Consider the following 17,154-nt stretch of genomic DNA (forward strand, 5'->3'; position numbering starts at 1 on the left):
AATTTCTGCAACCGCCGGCTTCGTGCCGGCTAGGTGTCTTCTTTGTGAAGTATCTGATTGTGCGCGTCTTTCTCGTTTGTGGATGCGAGAATTCATCGCCTTCGATTTCCACCCAGTGATTGCATTGTCCACGGATATATTACGAATTCTTGGTAAATTTCTCCTGAATATTGTAAGTATAAATGGGAAACCCTCTCTTATGAGAATCTCAATATTTATTGAATATAATATACATAAGTATATTTGAAAGTGATAATACTTTCGTTTGACGAATGTTTTGATGCTGCAACTTTAAATGTAGAGAGCTTGCTTGTGAAGAGATTTACAATTTCGCCAAAGTCGCTCGATGTCGTGCGCACGATCGCGGGACGGCTGTTTCTGGACCGATCGGGCAATTTCGGGATCACCACGGCATTGATTGCCGTTCCGTTGATCGCGGTGGGAGGCTTGGCGCTCGATGTCACCAATGCGATGCTCGTCAGAACGGAATTGCAAAACGCCGCCGATGCGGCTGCGGTCGGTGCAATCGCAGATTCATCTCCGGCGGTTGCGGCTGCCATGGCCATGACGAGCGACGGCACCATCAATATCGGTCAAAGCGATGCCAACAAGCTTTTTCTCGGCCAGGCGTCGAGCGATCTCCAGAACATACCGGTCAGCGTCAGCGCGGCGGTAACGCGCACGGGAAATATCGTCTCATCGACGGTCAATTTTTCCACGAACGTGCCGACGACGCTGAGCCAGGTTATCGGAAAAACATCCATCCCCGTCAGCGGTTCGGCATCCGCGCAGTATCAGACGGCGAATTTCATGGATTTCTATATGCTGCTGGACAATACACCTTCCATGGGTATTGTCGCGACCTTGGACGATATCAAAACGATGGTGTCGAAGACGCCCGATAGCTGCGCCTTTGCATGCCATATTCAAAATTCAACGAACGACTATTACAATCTTGCGAAGAATGTACTGAAGATCAATACGCGTATCGACGTCGTCCGCCAGGCAACGCAGTCGCTGACCGATACTGCCGTGCACAACCGAGTAACACCTGATCAATACAGAATGGCCGTCTATACCTTCGGTCCCGACGCCGACCATATTGGCTTGACCAACGTATCGCCGCTCTTATCCGATATGACGCAGGTTAGCAAAGCCACCAGTGCGGTAGACCTGATGGCTGTTCCCAAACAAGGCTATAACAACGACCAGGATACGAGTTTCGATACGATGCTGACGCAGCTCGCGCCGATCATCGGCAACGGCGGCAGCGGAAAAACCAGCTCCGATCGTCAGAAGGTTCTCTTCCTTGTCACTGACGGCGTCGGCGACAGCAACAAGCCCACCACTTGTACCAAGCCGACCACCGGCGGGCGCTGTCAGGAGCCGCTCGACACTACCTTCTGTCAGCCGTTGAAAAACCAGAACATCAAGATCGCAATCCTCTATACGACCTATTTTCCCCTGCCGACAAATGGCTGGTACAACCAATGGATCGCACCGTTCCAATCGCAAATCGGCACCAATTTGCAGACTTGCGCCTCACCTGGCCTCTATTTCGAGGTGAGCCCGACACAAGGCATCACCGACGCAATGAACGCCTTGTTCCTCAAGGTCATTCGTACGCCGCGCATTACAAGCTGACAGCCAAGCATTGAATTGTCTGGGCAATGAAGGCCGAAGCGGTTTGGCGTTTCACGGAACCGCCAAACCGCTTCATCACTGTGTTCGTAAATTCGGACGGAAAGCTGCCGCGCACTTATTCCGGAGTTGCTCTAAGTCAAGGCCAGCGACTTGAGCAGGCCGACGATCTTCTGGCGGGTCCTCACATCCTTGATCTTTGCAAAGGCTCGGTTGAGCTCGATACCTTCTTCGGACGAAATGAAGCCGACGAGGTCGTTGCGGATCACTCTTGCTTCCTCGGTCGAAAGAGGATTGTCGAAGACTGCATTATCGAAGAAGTGCGAGATCGGGACACTAAGACAGTCGGCAACATGTTGCAGTCGACTTGCGCCGACACGATTGGCGCCTTTTTCGTATTTCTGAACCTGCTGAAAGGTCAGGCCTAGTTTTTCGGCAAGTGCCGATTGGCTCATGCCCAGCAGGCGCCGTTGCGCGCGGATGCGTTTGCCGACTTCGATATCGATGGGGCTTGGCTGCTTTCTCTTCGAAATATCTTGCACGAGTTCCTCTTTCAGACGGGGAAGCTGCCACTCGAACCGACGGGAGGTGAGGATGAATGCCCCGACCCCCGCGCGCCTCTCATTGGCGAGCTTTCCGTCTATGACTGCCGGGTGAGGTGGGAGACGGCAATCGCGATTCACCTGGATCACGATCCAGCGCTGCATTTCATGCGTATTCGGTACAATGGCTGCGCGATTTGACCATTCGTTAGCATGTCGAAGGAAAGCAAATGGCGCTTTTTGCCCAGACGAGGGGCCGACTCAGCGATTGAGCTGTCGCACCGTGTCGATGAAAGCCCTGAGCTTCGGGGCCAGCTCGGCACGACGCGGAAAGTAGAGAAAAAGGCCTGCTTCCGTTACAGCATAGTCGCTTAGAAGGTGGACAAGCCTGCCGGATGCGATCTCCGCCTTCACCAGCGGTTCGAAGACATAGGCCAATCCCACGCCTGCAATGGCCAACTCTATAGCCGAATGCGATTCGGTGACGATCGCCTGGCCATTCACCGCCACCGCGACATCCCGCCCATCCTCGACGAATTCCCACTGATAGAGGCCTCCGGAGCGGAGCAGGCGGTAGCCGATACAATTGTGGTCGGAGAGATCCGCAAGCGTGTTTGGACGCCCGAAACGCCCGATATATGCGGGCGAGGCGACGACGACGGATCGGAAAGGAGGGGTCAGGCGAACGGCAACCATGTCCTGCGCGATCATTTCGCCGACGCGAATGCCGGCGTCGAAACCCTCGGAGATGATATCGGTCAGCCTTTCATCGGAGAAGATTTCCACTTCGACTTCGGGATAGCGTTCGGCCATCGCTGCGATCACGCGGGTGAGTGCCAGCGGCAGGCTGATGCGCGATGCGTTGATTCGCAACAGGCCGCTTGGTCTGCCCTTGACGGCCTTGATGCGCTCGATGCGGTCGTGAATGTCCTGCAGCGCTGGAGTAATGGTGCCGATCAGGCTCCTGCCGGCCTCGGTCAACGCCACACTGCGCGTCGTGCGGGCAAAGAGGGGTTGGCCGAGCCGTTCTTCCACGAGCCGAACGGCGTGGCTAACGGCCGATGCGCTCATACCCAGTTCGCTTGCCGCGGCGGCAAATCCTCCGCGGCGGGCGACGGCGGCGACTATGGGCAAATGTGTCAGCAGATCGCGATCCATTGCTGCACCATATCGCATAATGCATGCGAATTATATGGCCTTATCGAATGGCTCGAAAACAGCGACTCTGGGCGCATCACACATTGCCGGGCCGGTCGTCGAGACGCCGGGTTAGCTAAAGAGGAGCATAGCGATGAGCATGGAATTTTATACGCTGGGCAATAGCGGATTGAAGGTAACACGGCTCGCCCTTGGCACCATGACCTTCGGAACGGAATGGGGTTGGGGGGCAGACAAGGAGACGGCACGGGCGATCTTCAATGGCTATGTCGATGCCGGCGGCAATTTCTTCGACACGGCCGATGCCTATACGGGCGGAACGTCTGAGGCTTGGCTCGGTGAGTTCATCGCCGAGCGTGGCTTTCGCGACGACGCCGTCATCGCAACCAAGTTCACCATGAATCTTACCGCCCAAACGCCGAATGCTGCCGGCAATGGCCGTAAGAATATCCTGCGGGCCGTCGAAGGGTCGTTGAAACGGCTCAACACGGATTACCTCGATCTCTATCTCATGCATTGCTGGGATCGCCTGACGCCGCCCGAGGAGGTGATGCGAACCTTCGATGACCTCGTCCGCTCCGGCAAGGTGCGGCATGTCGGCTTGTCCGATGTTCCGGCATGGTACGCCAGCAGAGCCCAGGCGGTCGCCGAACATCGCGGCTACGAGCCGATCTCCGCACTTCAGCTCGAATATTCGCTGGTCGAACGCAACATCGAAAATGAATTCGTGCCGTTCGGAACGCGTTACGGCGCCGGCATCATGGCCTGGAGCCCGCTTGCGAGCGGTCTGCTGAGTGGCAAATATCGGCCGAGCAGTGAGGGGCAGACCGCCGGCCGGCTCGAAACCGTGCGTGGTACGACCAATCCAGGCTTCCAGAAATTCAACGAGCGCAACTGGGCGATCGTAGCCGAGCTGGAGAAGGTGGCGACCGAGCTCTGCCGCAGCATGGCGCAGGTGGCCGTCAATTGGGCGATGACCCAACCTGGCCTTGCCTCGATCATCATCGGTGCCACGAAACTGGAACAGTTAAAGGACAATCTTGGTGCCCTTGAGTTCACGATACCGAACGAACTACGGCGGCGCCTGAACGAGGTCAGCGCCCTGCAGGCGACTTTCCCCTATTCCTTCTTCGGGTCCGAGATCCAGGGCAGCCTGACGGGCGGCCAAACGGTCGGCAGCAAGCCGGCAGGTTACTATCCCGATCTGAATATTTCGGGGAAGTTTGCGGGTGTCAGCTGACGGCCTCGCGAAAGACGCAGCGTGCCGGTAGGCGCCGGCGCGTTGCGTTGCCATGAAATGTTGCGGAGTGCCTTGTTTCCTCCCGGTTCTGCTGCTACGGAGCCGGCCGCGGCTTTGAAGAGCCATGAAATCCGGTCGCAGCCCACCCGGTCAAAACAAGGGATCATACATTATGAAGACTATCGTGATCTGCTCCGGCGGATTGGACTCTGTTTCGCTCGCCCATAAGGTCGCGGCCGAACATCACCTTATCGGACTCGTCTCCTTCGACTACGGCCAGCGACATCGCAAGGAGCTGGAATTCGCCAGCGCCTGCGCCAAGCGTCTCAGTGTGCCGCATGAGATCATCGACATCACCGCCATCGGCAAGCATTTGACCGGATCGGCTCTGACGGATGATGTCGAGGTGCCGGACGGGCACTATGCCGAGGAAACCATGAAGGCGACGGTCGTGCCGAACCGTAACGCGATCATGCTGGCGATCGCCTTCGGGCTTGCGGCGGCGCAGAAGGCGGATGCCGTTGCCGTTGCGGTTCATGGCGGCGATCATTTCATCTATCCCGACTGTCGCCCGGGTTTCATCGACGCCTTCCAGCAGATGCAGAACCAAGCACTCGACGGCTATGCCAGCGTTTCACTCTACGCGCCCTATGTGACGATTTCCAAGGCGGATATCGTTGCCGATGGCGCCCGGCATAAAACCCCCTTTGCCGAAACCTGGTCCTGCTACAAGGGCGGAGAGCGCCATTGCGGCCGCTGCGGCACCTGTGTGGAGCGGCGCGAAGCCTTCCATCTCGCCGGTATCGCAGATCCCACGGAATATGACGATGCCGATTTCTGGGTTGCCGCGACATCGGGCTTTTCGGCCGAAGAGGTGAAGTGATGTATCGCATCACCAAGGAATTCCATTTCTCCGCCTCGCATCAACTCTCGCATCTGCCCGATGATCATCAGTGCGCGCGCATGCACGGGCATAATTACATTGTCGTGGTGGAGCTCTCGGCCGCCGAACTAGATCAGAATGGCTTCGTGCGAGACTATCATGAGCTACAGCCGTTAAAGCGTTATATCGATGAAACCTTCGATCATCGTCATCTAAACGATGTCTTCGGACACGATCGCGTCACATCCGAATATCTCGCCAAGCATTTCTACGACTGGTGCAAGGAACGATTGCCGGAAGCATCCGCTGTGCGGGTCAGCGAGACGCCGAAGACCTGGGCGGAATACCGGCCATGAGCGAAGCGCGCATTCGCGTCAGCGAGATCTTCGGGCCGACGATCCAGGGCGAGGGGATCCTGATCGGCCTTCCGACGATTTTCGTTCGCACCGGCGGCTGCGACTATCGCTGTTCCTGGTGCGATACGCTGCATGCCGTCGACAGCGATTATCGCGATCAATGGCGGCCGATGTCGGTCGATGAAATCTGGCAGGAGGTGACGAGGCTTTCCGGTGACAAGCCGCTCACCATCTCGCTCTCCGGCGGCAATCCCGCGATCCACCCGCTCGGCCCGCTGATTGCGCGCGGTCATGCGGAGGGATATCGCTTCGCGCTGGAGACTCAAGGGAGCCTGGCCAAGGAGTGGTTTGCCGAACTCGATGTGCTGGTGCTCAGTCCGAAGCCGCCTTCGAGTGGCATGACGACGAACTGGATGGCCTTCGACGACTGTCTGCGCATGGCAGGCGACGGACCGCAAATCGCTTTGAAGATCGTCATATTCGACGATCTCGATTATAAATATGCGCAGGAAGCGGCCGCTCGCTATCCTCAATTGCCCGTCTATCTGCAACCCGGCAATCACACGCCGCCGCCAGCCGATGCGGAAGATGCCATTGTCGATATTGACGGCATCGTCGAGCGGATGCGCTGGCTCGTGGAAAAGGTCGGCAATGATCGATGGTTCGAGGCGAGGGTGCTGCCGCAACTGCATGTGATCATCTGGGGAAACAGGCGCGGCGTTTGAGCAACCGCAATCGGGCCATAGCGTGCCTGCGCCATCCGTCGACATCCGAAACTCGCATTTGGTGGCCGAAGCCGGCAAAGCCGCATCGGCCCTATGTCATGGGTTTTTGTCGTGATCGTCGTTGTCGCCGGTCTTTCGCGCCGCCGGTTTGAGTTCGGCATCGAAAATCCCGGCAAGCGTCTTCAGGATCTGCAGGACGCCCGGATGATCGCAGGTATAATATCTGAACTGCGCCTGACGGCGCACTTTCACGATACCGGAATGATGGAGGCGGGTCAGATGCTGGCTGAGCGCCGATTGCGATATTCCCAGCTTCTTGGCCAGGCTGTTCACATCTTCCTCATGGCCGGATAGATGAATACAGACCTCCAGGCGCTTGGGATTGGAGAGCTGGCTGAGAAGATCTGCATGATAGATGAGACGCTCGTCTTCTGTGGACTGATCTGAGTACATCGCGCGGCCAATCGTTGGTGTTACACTATAGAGCCGCCAGCATCGCGAGACTATAAACGCAAAAGTTGCAAAATTATGGTCTAAATTATTGCAAAAACGTTGCGCCTTCGCGGAGCAAACGGCCCTCCCACTTAAGGCTGATCGCAATTGATCAACCCTTCCTCAGCCGACAACTAGGGTCCTATTGTATTTTGGGAATATGTCCCTCCGTTCGATTTGCAATGAATCTGTAACAAAATTGAACGAACTGCCTTGTTTTTGTCCGGCTTTTGACATCGCACTGCTAATTAAACGGTCTATCTTCTGCGATAACGAACAGGAGGTAACCATGACCCAAAGGGACTTGACGATCGCCGAAGTTCTCAAAGATCCGCTGATCCGCCAGGTCATGCGCGCAGATCGCATATCCGTAACGCGGATGGCGGACCTGCTGCAGGATGCTGCACGCAGGCAAGAACGCGCCTTATCCGCCAATCTCGCGTCGATCACGCATGCGGCGGTATGTTCCGTACCGCAAGCCGACTTGCGCTGACATCCCATCATCCGACAGCGACAATCGCCAGATGATCCCGGCGATTGTCGCTGCAGCATTTCCTTTTATAAACCTCTCTACCGGTGTCCATGCAGCGCAGGATCGCTGGCTTTTTTTGGGCCTCGATAAGACTGCCCCAGTTGCTGCGCCGCTCTACGGATCGCTTCGTAATGCGGTCCCAGCCTGGCGTTAAAGTGCGCCGCTTCTGTTGAGCGAGATCGAATAGACGCTGGTCGTCGCCGTCATGAACAGCTTGTGCTTGCCGCGCCCGCCGAAGCAAAGGTTGGACACTGTTTCCGGTACCAGGATCTTGCCCATGAGATGGCCGTCGGGCGCGATGCAATGCACGCCGTCGGCTGCCGAAGACCAGAGATTGCCGTCGCTGTCGAAGCGCATGCCGTCAGCACAGCCCGGCGAAATCGCATGAAATACCTCGCCGCCGGAGAGCTGCCAGTTTTCGCCGACGTTGAAGACCCGGATATGTTGCGGATCGTTGCCATGCATGCGACCAGTATCAGCGACATAAAGCTTCGTCTCGTCAGGACTGAAGGCAAGCCCGTTCGGGCAATTGAAATCTGTCAGCACGGCCCGCATGGAGCCGTCGGGATCGACGCGATAGACATTGCAGGGCAGCTCCTGCTCACTCCTGTATCCTTCGTAGTCCGTCGCGATGCCGTAGTGGGGATCGGTGAACCAGATGGCGCCGTCAGAAGCAACGATCACGTCGTTGGGTGAATTCAGGCGCTTGCCCTGGTAGCGATCCGCGATGACCGTGATGGAGCCGTCATATTCGGTGCGCGTGACGCGTCTGCCGCCATGCTCACAGCTGACGAGCCGGCCTTGCCGGTCACGGCTATGGCCGTTCGAAAAATTCGAAGGCTCGCGAAAGACGCTGGTGCCGAGCCCCGGTATCCAGCGCATGATGCGGTTGTTGGGAATATCGGAGAAAAGCAGGCAGTTCAGATCTCCGAACCAGACTGGGCCTTCCACCCAGTCGAAACCGGTGGCGATCTGCTTGACGGGAGCATTGCCAAGAACAAATTTCCCAAAGGCCGGGTCGATGATTTCGAAGAACGACATTGTGACAATACCTCCCGTAGTGCTAAATCGCGCATTGATCTGTTATCGATAACATATCTCAATGAGTCCGCAATGAGGAGGATAGTGCATGAGCCACGTTCTGACGTCGAGCGTCTTGAGTGACGAAGGTGTGATGACCTTGTTGAACGCCGCCATTTCAGCGGCGACCGCGATGGGCCAGCCACAATGCATCGTCATCGTCGATCAATCCGGCGTGACGCTCGGCTGCTTCCGCATGCGCGGTTCGCGTTTTCAGTCGCTGAAAAGCGCCACTGCCAAGGCCCAGACGGCTGCTTCGATTGGCGGCGCCAGCCATTCGCTGCCGGAACATGCGCGCGTGCCGCTGGCAATCGCGACTCATGGCGGTATGACGGGTTTGCGCGGGGGCTTGCCAATCCGTGTCGGCGGCACGCTTGTCGGCGGTATCGGTGTCGGTTCGGGGTCCGGCGAGCAAGACGAGCAAGTTGCCCGCGCCGCCCTCAACGCGATCGGCGCCGATCTTGATTGAACGAATGGTCGCGAAATCCATCTTCACTTTCGATCGAGTGGATTTCGCGCCGCTTCCGTTCAGCTGAAGGCGATCTGCGCCTTCATGGCCTGGCTTCGATCGGACGCGATCTCGAAAGCGCCGATCGCGTCGGCAAGCGGTACCGTGTGGGTAATGAGCGGCCGTACGTCGATGAGGCGCTTGCGCATCAGATCGACGCCGACGGCAAACTCCTCGTGAAAGCGGAAGGAACCCCTAAGTTCCAGCTCCTTGGCCGTGATCGCCAACATTGGCAAGCTCATGTCGCCGCCGATACCAAGCTGGACGATGATCCCTCGCGGTCTCAGCGCGGCAATGCCGCCGGCGAGGGCAGCTGCAGCGCCCGAGCATTCGTAGAGCACATCGAAAGTGCCCTTGTCGGCGGAATAGGCGGCAAGCGCTTCGGGCTCGTCCTTCGTATTGATGACCCTGTCGGCACCCGCTTGCCTGGCAAGCGACAAGGTGAAATCCGAAAGGTCGGTCGCCACGATCTCGACGGCACCTGCGCGGCGTGCGGCCAGGATCGAGAGGACGCCGATCGGACCGCAGCCGGTCACGAGAACGCGTTTGCCGAGCATCTCGCCCGCCCGGCGCGTGGCATGCAAGGTCACGGCCAAAGGTTCCGCCATGGCCGCTTCACCCGCGGTTAGGCCATCGGCCGGCACGCATTGGATGGCATCGGCCACCAGCGTCTCGCGGAAGGCACCCTGGATGTGCGGGAACGGCATGGCGCTGCCATAGAAGCGCATGTTGAGGCATTGATTGGGCAATCCCTGCAGGCAGTAGCGGCAGGCTCGGCAGGGGCGCGAGGGGGAAACGGCAACAAGCTGGCCGACCTCGAGCCCCTGCACGCCCGGGCCGAGCGCGGTTACCGTCGCACTGACCTCGTGCCCGAGGATCATCGGTTCCTTCAGACGCACGGTGCCGAAGCCGCCGTGATGATAATAATGCAGATCGCTGCCGCAGACGCCGCCGGTTGCGAGCCTCAGCTTCACTTCTCCCGCACCCGGTTCTTCCTCAGGATAATCCTCGATCCGCACATCCTTGGCGGCGTGGGCGATGATGGCCTTCATGTCTTCCTCCTCAAAGAACGGGTGTCGGCAGCGCCCGGCCGGCGAAATGAGCGACGAGATTGTTGCGAACCAGCTGACCCATGGCCTTGCGCGTCTCAACCGTGCCGGAGGCATGGTGGGGCTGCAGCAGCACATTGTCGAGTGTCAGGAAGCGCGGATTGAGCTTTGGCTCGCCTTCGAAGACGTCAAGGGCTGCCGATCCGAGCCTGCCGGTTTCCAACGCGTCGAGTAGTGCCTCTTCGTCTATATTGGACGCGCGGGAGATGTTGATCAACATCCCTTCCGGGCCAAGCGCCTCGATCACCTTATGACCGACAATATGCCGCGTTGCCGCTGAAGCTGCGAGCGTGACGAACAGGAAATCCGATTGTGTCGCGAGCTCGACGGGATCGGCGACAAAGGTCATGTCTGATGCGTAAGATTTCGCCTCGACGTCCGAATAGGCAATCTGCATATCGAAGCCCTTTAGGCGCTTGGCGACCTCGAAACCGATGCGGCCGAGGCCGAGCACGCCGGCACGCCGTCCCCAGACGCGGCGTTTGAGGGGATAAAGCCCCTTCTCGGCCCAGCTGCCGTCACGCACCCACGTTTCGGCACCGATCATGCCGCGCGACAGGCAGAGCATCATCGCGATTCCCAAATCCGCGACATCATTGGTCAGGACGTCGGGCGTGTTGGTGACACGAATGCCGCGCTCGCGGCAGGCTTGCAAATCAACGGCATCGAAGCCCACGCCATAGACCGAAATGATCTCCAGTTTGGGGCAGGCCTCGATCATGGCGCGGTTGGCACCGAGTTCGCCGCGTGTCGCAATACCCCTGACCGATGGTCCGACCTCGGCGAGCAATTTGTCCTTGTCGGCAGCCTCGAAATAGCGATGAACCTGAAACGCTGCGTCGAGCGGCTCTTGATCCCATTGCGGGTAGGGGCCAATCTGCAGGATCGGTGGCTTGTTCATCTTATGCATCCTCCCTTGACATCAAATGTTATCGATAACATAAACGGGGGAGGCGACCAATGTCGAGTAAAAAAACGGAGGAAACGATGTCTCTCGGTCTTTTCGATCTGAAAGGGCGGCGCGCCCTAGTGACGGGTTCTTCCCAAGGTATCGGGCTTGCGCTCGCAAAGGGCCTGGCGGCTGCCGGCGCTGAGTTGGTGCTCAACGGGCGCGACAAGGAAAAGCTTGTCAAGGCGGCTGACGGTTTCGCGGGCAAGGTGCATGTGTTGCCGTTCGACGCCACCGATCATGACGCCTCGCGTCAGGCCGTCGATGCCTTCGAGGCGGATATCGGGGCGATCGATATTCTCGTCAACAATGCCGGCATGCAGTTTCGCACGCCGCTGGAGGATTTTCCCGCCGATGCCTTCGAGCGGCTGCTGCGGACGAACATCTCGAGCGTCTTCAATGTCGGCCAGGCGGTCGCCCGTCACATGATCAAGCGCGGCGCCGGAAAGATCATCAATATCGCCAGCGTGCAGACGGCGCTGGCGCGTCCCTCGATTGCTCCCTACACGGCAACCAAGGGTGCCGTTGGCAATCTCACCAAGGGCATGGCGACGGATTGGGCGAAGTACGGGCTGCAATGCAACGCCATCGCGCCAGGCTATTTCGACACGCCGTTGAACGCAGCTCTCGTTGCCGATGCCGATTTCTCGGCGTGGCTGGAAAAGCGTACGCCGGCCGGCCGGTGGGGTCGTGTCGATGAATTGGTCGGCGCCTGCATCTTCCTCGCTTCCGATGCCTCCTCCTTCGTCAACGGTCATGTGCTCTATGTCGACGGCGGCATCACGGCTTCGCTTTGATGGCGCTTTGCCGTGCCGCTTCGTCATCATGGGTGTCAGCGGCTGTGGGAAGTCGTCGGTCGGGTCGGCGCTGGCCGCTCGCCTTGGAGGCATCTATGCCGATGGTGATGATCTTCATCCTACGGCAAACGTCGCCAAGATGAGTGCCGGCATACCGTTGACCGACGCCGATCGCTGGCCTTGGCTCGACGAAGTCGGTCAATACCTGGCTTTGGCGCAGGATACGGCACTGATCGGATGTTCGGCGCTGAAACGCATCTATCGCGACCGGATCCGTGAGGTCGTCGGTGCGCCCGTTTCCTTTATCCATCTGGCCGGTTCAAAGGAAACGATCCTGAGGCGTCTGCAGGCAAGGCGCGATCACTTCATGCCTACAGCTTTGCTCGGCAGTCAATTTGCCGCGCTCGAGCTGCCAGGCACCGACGAGCAGGCGATCACCGTCGATATCGATCAGCCGCTGGATCAAGTCGTAGCGGCCATCATCATTGCATTGGAGGAGACGCAATCATGAGCAACAAGGTGGCGCTGATCGGCGCCGGCGCAATGGGCGGAGCGATCGGCGCCCGCCTGACGGAGACCGGCAATGAGTTGACGGTCTTCGATCTCGACAAGGAGAAGGTTGCGGTGCTGACTGCAAAAGGCGCTACGGCAGCGCCGAGTGCAGCGGCAGCGGCTGCCGTTTCTGATTTTATCGTCCTCAGTCTCAATTCGCCGAAGATCGTCCATGCCGCTGTTTTCGGACCCGAAGGTGTTGCCGCGGGTGCAAGAGCGGGCACGCTGATCATCGATATGTCGTCGATCGATCCCGATGCCACCAAGGCACTTGCTACTCAAGCGGCAGAAAAGGGGCTGCGCTGGGTGGATAGCCCACTATCCGGCGGAGCACCGAAGGCCCTGATCGGGCAGTTGACGCTGATGGCCGGTGGCAGCGAGCAGGACGTCGCGGATGCGCATCAGGTCCTGCGCCATGTGGCCTCGAACTATACGCATATGGGTCCTGTCGGTGCTGGCCAGACCACGAAGCTCATCAATCAGGTTCTTTGCGCGTTGAACTTCCTTGCGGTCGCGGAAGCAACGCAACTGGCGCTCGATGCCGGCGTCGATGCCGCGAAAATCCCGCAGGCGCTGAAGGGCGGGCGGGCCGACAGCGCCATTCTGCAGGAATATATGTCGCGCTACGTCGCCAGGGATTATCGCCGCACCGGCCGCATCGACAATATGGTCAAGGATCTGAACGGTGCTCAGGATCTCGCCCGCAGGACCAATACCGCCATGCCACTGACGGCGGTCTGCGCCGAGATACACCGCATGCTGACGGCTTCCGGGCTTGGCGGCGAGGATCAGGCGGTACTGATGGAATTCTTCAAGGGGCCGAACAAGGAGATCGCCGGATGATTACCCGATACGCATTATTCGAGGGCAAGGTCAAAGACGGGGAGGCGGAGGCGTTTCGAACGGCCGTCATGGAAACCATTCTGCCGAAGTGGAAGCAGTTTCCGGGTGCCCTCGACGTGCGGGTGACCTTTGCCGAGGCGCGCGATGAAGGCGCCCCGGAGTTCCCGATGATTTTGGCCGTGAACTATCCGGATATGGCCGCCGTGGAGAAAGCTCTTGCGAGCCCGGTGCGCACCGAGGCACGTGCGGCGACGGAAGCGGTGCTCTCGCGCTTTTTCGAGGGGCGCATCCATCATCATGTGACGCTCGCCCATGAGTTTGAGCTGTAGACTGCCATCGCAGGACGCTTTCGGATGCGCAGCGGCAGTGGCGTCTTGCTCGCATGGCGGGATAGCTGAAAGCGCCTCTTGCCATTCTGGGAGGAGGCATACTACTCTGATGGTAACGATAACATAGGCCATTGATGAGTAACGATCGCAAAACGCCGACCATGGCAGACATAGCCCGCGTCATGGGAGTTTCTCCCATGACCGTGTCGCGTGCTTTCAAGGCCGATAGCCTGGTCAGCCCGGAGACGCGCGAGGCGATCCTGCGAACGGCGGAGGAGTTGGGCTATGTCTTTGACAGCACGGCGTCCAACCTGCGTTCGCAAAAGTCCGGCTTTGTTGCTGTCACCATTCCTTCCATTAACAATGCCAACTTCGCCGATACGGTTGGCGGCCTCTCGGACACCTTGTCCAAGCGGGACATGCAGATCCTGCTTGGTTACACGAACTACGATGTCGAAGAGGAGGAGCGGCTGATCGAGCAGCTGCTGCGCCGCAAGCCGCAGGCGATCGTCGTGACCGGCGGCACGCATACGGAGCGAGCGCGTAAACTTCTGCAGACCGTCGCGATCCCGGTGATCGAGACCTGGGATATCCCGACCGATCCGATCGGCCACTATGTCGGCTTTTCCAACAGGGCCGTCATGCGCGATATGGTCGATCATTTCGTCGCGCTCGGCTGTCGCCGCATCGCGTTCATCGGTGGTGATGTCCAGCGAGATTCGCGCGGCAGCGAACGCCGGCTCGGCTTCATTGCTGCCATGCAGGCGCATGGGCTCGACGCTACCAGGCTGATCGCAGCCGGATCGCCGCCGATCTCGATGCGGGAGGGCGCCAATGCCATGGCGAAGCTGATCGAGCTCTATCCCGATACGGAAGCCGTCGTCTGCGTCTCGGATCTCGCCGCCTATGGTGCACTCACCGAATGTCGGCGGCTAGGAATTCCGGTGCCGGAACGCTTTTCCATCGGCGGTTTCGGCAATTATGAAATCGGCGAGGTCTGCGTGCCGACCTTGACGACGATCAACGCCTTCGCGCGTGAGATCGGCGAGCGGACTGCGCAACTGATCCTGGATATTCTCGATGGCACGCAGCCGGTTCCCGATGTCAGGATTTTGCCTGAACTGATTGCGCGCGATAGCAGCCGCCAGGCTTAGTGCTGTTGTCGAATGACGTGGCCCGGCCTTAAGCCAGGCCACCTCCCGTTACTGGTATCACTTACCCCAGATCTTCTTATACTCGTCCTTGTAACCGTTGTCCGGATCGAAGGTGTTCTTCGGACCACCGTCGGATTGGATATTGTCTGCCGTCACGACATGCAGCGGCGAGAGATAGCCGGACCATTTTTCGCCGGCGAAGGCACGATTGAGCTCGTCCACCAGCTGCCAGCCCTGGAGATTAAGGGGTTCGGCAACCGTGACCTTCTGGAATTGACCGGCGCGGATGCGCTCGTAGGCCGATTGCGAACCGTCGCCGGCGGCGACATTGATCGGCGCATCGGTGCCGCCCTTGCCGGCCGAGGCAAGCGAAGGACCCATGAAGTCGAAATAAAGGTCGTTGATCGCAAGCGAATGCGTCCAGCTGTCACCGTATTTCTGCAGGAGGGATGTCGTGAGCTGCGGCATGCGCTGTGATGTCTCGGCGATCGGCGTATCGACATATTCGAGCACCTTGCCGCCCAGCCTTTCGATCTCCTGCTTCATCTTGTCCGCCTTGGCAATGGCGATCGCATAGGTGGAGTCGGTGAAGATGATGACGCCCGGCTTGCCCTTGGCATCGACGAATGCCCAATCGGCGGCGGCTTTCGAGACTTCCATGGCGTCGGTGCTGACATTGGCAAAAAGACCGTTCTTGTCATCCGGGCCGATGGTCGGGCCGGCATGCCAGGCGACCAGTGGGATCTTGGCGGCCTTTGCCTGTTCCAGTGCCGGGGCCTGTTCGACAGCATCGAAGCCATCGATGATGATGCCGGCAGGCTGCAAGGCTATCGCCTGGCCGAAAGCTGCCGTGCGGCCGCCGATGGAACCAGCGCCATCGAGAACCTTCACCTCCCAACCGATCGCCTTTGCCGCTTCCTCGACACCGTTGCTGACGCCCAGAATGCCGCCGTTCTTAAGATCGCCTGCTAACACGACGATGGTCTTACCTGCCTGCGCCTTCGGCCCCGTGGTCGGTCCGTCCCATTTGGTGACGGGCGTCGCATATTTGTCGACGACGGCCTTCGCATCCGCCAACGGATCGGCATAGGCCTGGCCGGCACATAGCACCAGGACCGCTGTCGTGGCCTGCAGGAATTGTCTACGATTCATGTCTTCTCCTCCCTTTGGACATTCGAACTTCAGATAATTTTCACTTTTCCGCCGGCTTGGCGGAAAGTTGCGGTGCCTGGGCCGGCGCCATGCGTCCGGCATGACTGCGGCGGCGCTGCGCGTAACCGGCAATGCCGATGGCAACCAGCAAGGTGACGCCGTTGAAAAGGGGCTCGACATAGAAGGAGCCGCCGAACTGCTGGATGCCGGCAATGCCGACGGCGAGGATGATGACGCCGATCATCGTGCCCCAGACGTTGACGCGGCCGGGCTTGATGGTGGTCGATCCGAGGAAGGCGCCAACCAGTGCTGGCAGAAGATATTCAAGCCCGACGCTTGCCTGACCGATGCGCAGCTTGGAGGCGAGCAGGACGCCGGCGATGGCGGCAAGCGTTCCCGAGGTGACGAAGGCGCCGATGACGAAGCGGCGGACGGGAATGCCGTTGAGCGCGGCCGCTTTCGGATTGGCGCCGATTGCATAGATGTAGCGGCCAATCGGCAGATATTCGAGGACGATCCACATGACGAAGGCAAGTGCCAGAACGTAGATGCCGGTGATCGGCAGGCCGAAGACCATCGTGCCGTTCAGCGCATAAAATCCTTGCGGCAACATGCCCACAACCTGCCGCCCGCCGGTATGCCAGAGCGCGATGGCGTAGAGGACCGTGCCCGTGCCGAGCGTTGCGATGAAGCTGTCGATCTTGGCGATCTCCACCAGAAGACCGTTCAGGAAGCCGGTGAGCGCACCAAGCGCGATGACGATCAGGACGGCAACCGGCCAGGGCAGCCCGAACATCGTCTGAAGGCTGATCGCCAGCACGTGCCAGAGCACGATGCCATAGCCGATCGTCAGGTCGATGCGCCCTGCCGCCATCGGGATCATGGCCGCGAGCGACAGGATGGCGATGATCGTCTTGTCGGAAATGATCGAACGCAGGTTGAGCATGGTCGGAAACGTCTGCGGCAACAGAATAGAGAAAAGCAGGATCAGGAAGACCGTCAGGATGACGAGGCCATAGACAGGCAGCAGGCGTTGGATCTTCTGGCCGAAGCTCATGGCCGAAAGCTCGGCGCGGGTCGGCTCAAGCGCGTTGGATTCGATCGATTGCATA

The 17,154-nt window shown here is 59.0% G+C and carries 20 protein-coding genes; 12 read left to right on the forward strand and 8 right to left on the reverse strand.

The features are described 5' to 3' along the window. Positions 1-351: 351 nt before the first annotated feature. Complete coding sequence (locus AC13RM_RS17045) at positions 352-1,644, forward strand: TadE/TadG family type IV pilus assembly protein (protein WP_440480224.1); 1,293 nt, start codon at positions 352-354, stop codon at positions 1,642-1,644. A 131-nt stretch (positions 1,645-1,775) separates the two neighbouring features. Here the strand turns inward: AC13RM_RS17045 and AC13RM_RS17050 are convergent, their stop codons facing one another. Continuing rightward, positions 1,776-2,183, reverse strand: coding sequence for a helix-turn-helix domain-containing protein (locus AC13RM_RS17050; RefSeq protein WP_374820437.1), 408 nt, complete (start codon positions 2,181-2,183; stop codon positions 1,776-1,778). A gap of 261 nt (positions 2,184-2,444) precedes the next feature. Next, positions 2,445-3,341 (reverse strand): LysR family transcriptional regulator, encoded by an 897-nt coding sequence (locus tag AC13RM_RS17055; RefSeq protein WP_374820438.1) that lies wholly within the window; start codon positions 3,339-3,341, stop codon positions 2,445-2,447. 133 nt (positions 3,342-3,474) lie between these two features. On the opposite strand from AC13RM_RS17055, the gene AC13RM_RS17060 reads away from it, so the two are divergent. From AC13RM_RS17060 to queE, 4 genes are all read left to right on the forward strand, one after another. Continuing rightward, the gene (locus tag AC13RM_RS17060; protein ID WP_488555325.1) at positions 3,475-4,581 is read left to right on the forward strand and encodes an aldo/keto reductase; all 1,107 of its coding nucleotides are present in this window, start codon (positions 3,475-3,477) and stop codon (positions 4,579-4,581) included. Positions 4,582-4,753: 172 nt separating this feature from the next. Beyond that, positions 4,754-5,464 carry a 7-cyano-7-deazaguanine synthase QueC gene (gene queC, locus AC13RM_RS17065; RefSeq protein WP_440480193.1) on the forward strand — a complete coding sequence of 237 codons (711 nt, stop codon included), beginning with the start codon at positions 4,754-4,756 and terminating at the stop codon, positions 5,462-5,464. Beyond that, entirely contained in the window at positions 5,464-5,820 is a 357-nt protein-coding gene (gene queD / locus AC13RM_RS17070) for a 6-carboxytetrahydropterin synthase QueD (RefSeq protein ID WP_069615598.1), read from the forward strand. Before queC ends, queD begins: the two co-directional genes overlap by 1 nt. Then, the gene (gene queE / locus AC13RM_RS17075) at positions 5,817-6,545 is read left to right on the forward strand and encodes a 7-carboxy-7-deazaguanine synthase QueE (protein ID WP_374820444.1); all 729 of its coding nucleotides are present in this window, start codon (positions 5,817-5,819) and stop codon (positions 6,543-6,545) included. Before queD ends, queE begins: the two co-directional genes overlap by 4 nt. A 96-nt stretch (positions 6,546-6,641) precedes the next feature. On the opposite strand, the gene nrcR is transcribed toward queE, so the two are convergent. Next, the gene (gene nrcR, locus AC13RM_RS17080; protein ID WP_374820446.1) at positions 6,642-6,998 is read right to left on the reverse strand and encodes a transcriptional regulator NrcR; all 357 of its coding nucleotides are present in this window, start codon (positions 6,996-6,998) and stop codon (positions 6,642-6,644) included. 328 nt (positions 6,999-7,326) lie between these two features. On the opposite strand from nrcR, the gene AC13RM_RS17085 reads away from it, so the two are divergent. Next, positions 7,327-7,530, forward strand: coding sequence for a hypothetical protein (locus AC13RM_RS17085; RefSeq protein ID WP_374820448.1), 204 nt, complete (start codon positions 7,327-7,329; stop codon positions 7,528-7,530). 189 nt (positions 7,531-7,719) lie between these two features. Here AC13RM_RS17085 and AC13RM_RS17090 read toward each other — a convergent pair whose 3' ends face one another. Continuing rightward, positions 7,720-8,610, reverse strand: coding sequence for an SMP-30/gluconolactonase/LRE family protein (locus tag AC13RM_RS17090; protein ID WP_374820450.1), 891 nt, complete (start codon positions 8,608-8,610; stop codon positions 7,720-7,722). Positions 8,611-8,698: 88 nt separating this feature from the next. On the opposite strand from AC13RM_RS17090, the gene AC13RM_RS17095 reads away from it, so the two are divergent. Beyond that, positions 8,699-9,118: a GlcG/HbpS family heme-binding protein gene (locus AC13RM_RS17095; RefSeq protein WP_113233228.1), complete on the forward strand. Its 420-nt coding sequence runs from the start codon at positions 8,699-8,701 to the stop codon at positions 9,116-9,118. A gap of 59 nt (positions 9,119-9,177) precedes the next feature. On the opposite strand, the gene AC13RM_RS17100 is transcribed toward AC13RM_RS17095, so the two are convergent. Beyond that, a complete protein-coding gene (locus AC13RM_RS17100) occupies positions 9,178-10,209 on the reverse strand; it encodes an L-idonate 5-dehydrogenase (RefSeq protein WP_374820452.1) in 1,032 nt (343 codons plus the stop codon). A 10-nt stretch (positions 10,210-10,219) separates the two neighbouring features. After that, complete coding sequence (locus tag AC13RM_RS17105; protein ID WP_374820454.1) at positions 10,220-11,167, reverse strand: 2-hydroxyacid dehydrogenase; 948 nt, start codon at positions 11,165-11,167, stop codon at positions 10,220-10,222. Between the two features lie 86 nt (positions 11,168-11,253). Here AC13RM_RS17105 and AC13RM_RS17110 point away from each other — a divergent pair, with 86 nt between their 5' ends. From AC13RM_RS17110 to AC13RM_RS17130, 5 genes are all read left to right on the forward strand, one after another. Continuing rightward, positions 11,254-12,012 carry an SDR family oxidoreductase gene (locus AC13RM_RS17110; RefSeq protein WP_374820551.1) on the forward strand — a complete coding sequence of 253 codons (759 nt, stop codon included), beginning with the start codon at positions 11,254-11,256 and terminating at the stop codon, positions 12,010-12,012. Continuing rightward, entirely contained in the window at positions 11,981-12,523 is a 543-nt protein-coding gene (locus tag AC13RM_RS17115; RefSeq protein WP_488555326.1) for a gluconokinase, read from the forward strand. The genes AC13RM_RS17110 and AC13RM_RS17115 overlap by 32 nt, the downstream gene beginning before the upstream one ends. Further along, positions 12,520-13,407 (forward strand): NAD(P)-dependent oxidoreductase, encoded by an 888-nt coding sequence (locus AC13RM_RS17120; RefSeq protein WP_374820458.1) that lies wholly within the window; start codon positions 12,520-12,522, stop codon positions 13,405-13,407. Before AC13RM_RS17115 ends, AC13RM_RS17120 begins: the two co-directional genes overlap by 4 nt. After that, the gene (locus tag AC13RM_RS17125) at positions 13,404-13,736 is read left to right on the forward strand and encodes a hypothetical protein (protein WP_095436432.1); all 333 of its coding nucleotides are present in this window, start codon (positions 13,404-13,406) and stop codon (positions 13,734-13,736) included. The genes AC13RM_RS17120 and AC13RM_RS17125 overlap by 4 nt, the downstream gene beginning before the upstream one ends. Positions 13,737-13,870: 134 nt before the next feature. After that, complete coding sequence (locus AC13RM_RS17130) at positions 13,871-14,890, forward strand: LacI family DNA-binding transcriptional regulator (RefSeq protein WP_132720096.1); 1,020 nt, start codon at positions 13,871-13,873, stop codon at positions 14,888-14,890. Between the two features lie 57 nt (positions 14,891-14,947). Here the strand turns inward: AC13RM_RS17130 and AC13RM_RS17135 are convergent, their stop codons facing one another. After that, entirely contained in the window at positions 14,948-16,042 is a 1,095-nt protein-coding gene (locus AC13RM_RS17135) for an ABC transporter substrate-binding protein (protein WP_488555327.1), read from the reverse strand. A gap of 40 nt (positions 16,043-16,082) precedes the next feature. After that, positions 16,083-17,153, reverse strand: coding sequence for an ABC transporter permease (locus tag AC13RM_RS17140; RefSeq protein ID WP_075855867.1), 1,071 nt, complete (start codon positions 17,151-17,153; stop codon positions 16,083-16,085). Position 17,154: the final 1 nt, after the last annotated feature.

The sequence above is a fragment of the Martinezella sp. CNPSo 3732 genome, from assembly GCF_057784515.1.

Coding starts and splice junctions, on each gene's coding strand:
- AC13RM_RS17100 (WP_374820452.1), bottom strand. CDS start 10,209: ATGAAGGCCATCATCGCCCACGCCGCCAAGGATGTGCGGATCGAGGAT.
- AC13RM_RS17135 (WP_488555327.1), bottom strand. CDS start 16,042: ATGAATCGTAGACAATTCCTGCAGGCCACGACAGCGGTCCTGGTGCTA.
- AC13RM_RS17085 (WP_374820448.1), top strand. CDS start 7,327: ATGACCCAAAGGGACTTGACGATCGCCGAAGTTCTCAAAGATCCGCTG.
- AC13RM_RS17125 (WP_095436432.1), top strand. CDS start 13,404: ATGATTACCCGATACGCATTATTCGAGGGCAAGGTCAAAGACGGGGAG.
- AC13RM_RS17055 (WP_374820438.1), bottom strand. CDS start 3,341: ATGGATCGCGATCTGCTGACACATTTGCCCATAGTCGCCGCCGTCGCC.
- nrcR (WP_374820446.1), bottom strand. CDS start 6,998: ATGTACTCAGATCAGTCCACAGAAGACGAGCGTCTCATCTATCATGCA.
- AC13RM_RS17090 (WP_374820450.1), bottom strand. CDS start 8,610: ATGTCGTTCTTCGAAATCATCGACCCGGCCTTTGGGAAATTTGTTCTT.
- AC13RM_RS17130 (WP_132720096.1), top strand. CDS start 13,871: ATGAGTAACGATCGCAAAACGCCGACCATGGCAGACATAGCCCGCGTC.
- AC13RM_RS17140 (WP_075855867.1), bottom strand. CDS start 17,153: ATGCAATCGATCGAATCCAACGCGCTTGAGCCGACCCGCGCCGAGCTT.
- AC13RM_RS17060 (WP_488555325.1), top strand. CDS start 3,475: ATGAGCATGGAATTTTATACGCTGGGCAATAGCGGATTGAAGGTAACA.
- queD (WP_069615598.1), top strand. CDS start 5,464: ATGTATCGCATCACCAAGGAATTCCATTTCTCCGCCTCGCATCAACTC.
- AC13RM_RS17115 (WP_488555326.1), top strand. CDS start 11,981: ATGTCGACGGCGGCATCACGGCTTCGCTTTGATGGCGCTTTGCCGTGC.
- AC13RM_RS17120 (WP_374820458.1), top strand. CDS start 12,520: ATGAGCAACAAGGTGGCGCTGATCGGCGCCGGCGCAATGGGCGGAGCG.
- queE (WP_374820444.1), top strand. CDS start 5,817: ATGAGCGAAGCGCGCATTCGCGTCAGCGAGATCTTCGGGCCGACGATC.
- AC13RM_RS17105 (WP_374820454.1), bottom strand. CDS start 11,167: ATGAACAAGCCACCGATCCTGCAGATTGGCCCCTACCCGCAATGGGAT.
- AC13RM_RS17110 (WP_374820551.1), top strand. CDS start 11,254: ATGTCTCTCGGTCTTTTCGATCTGAAAGGGCGGCGCGCCCTAGTGACG.
- queC (WP_440480193.1), top strand. CDS start 4,754: ATGAAGACTATCGTGATCTGCTCCGGCGGATTGGACTCTGTTTCGCTC.
- AC13RM_RS17095 (WP_113233228.1), top strand. CDS start 8,699: ATGAGCCACGTTCTGACGTCGAGCGTCTTGAGTGACGAAGGTGTGATG.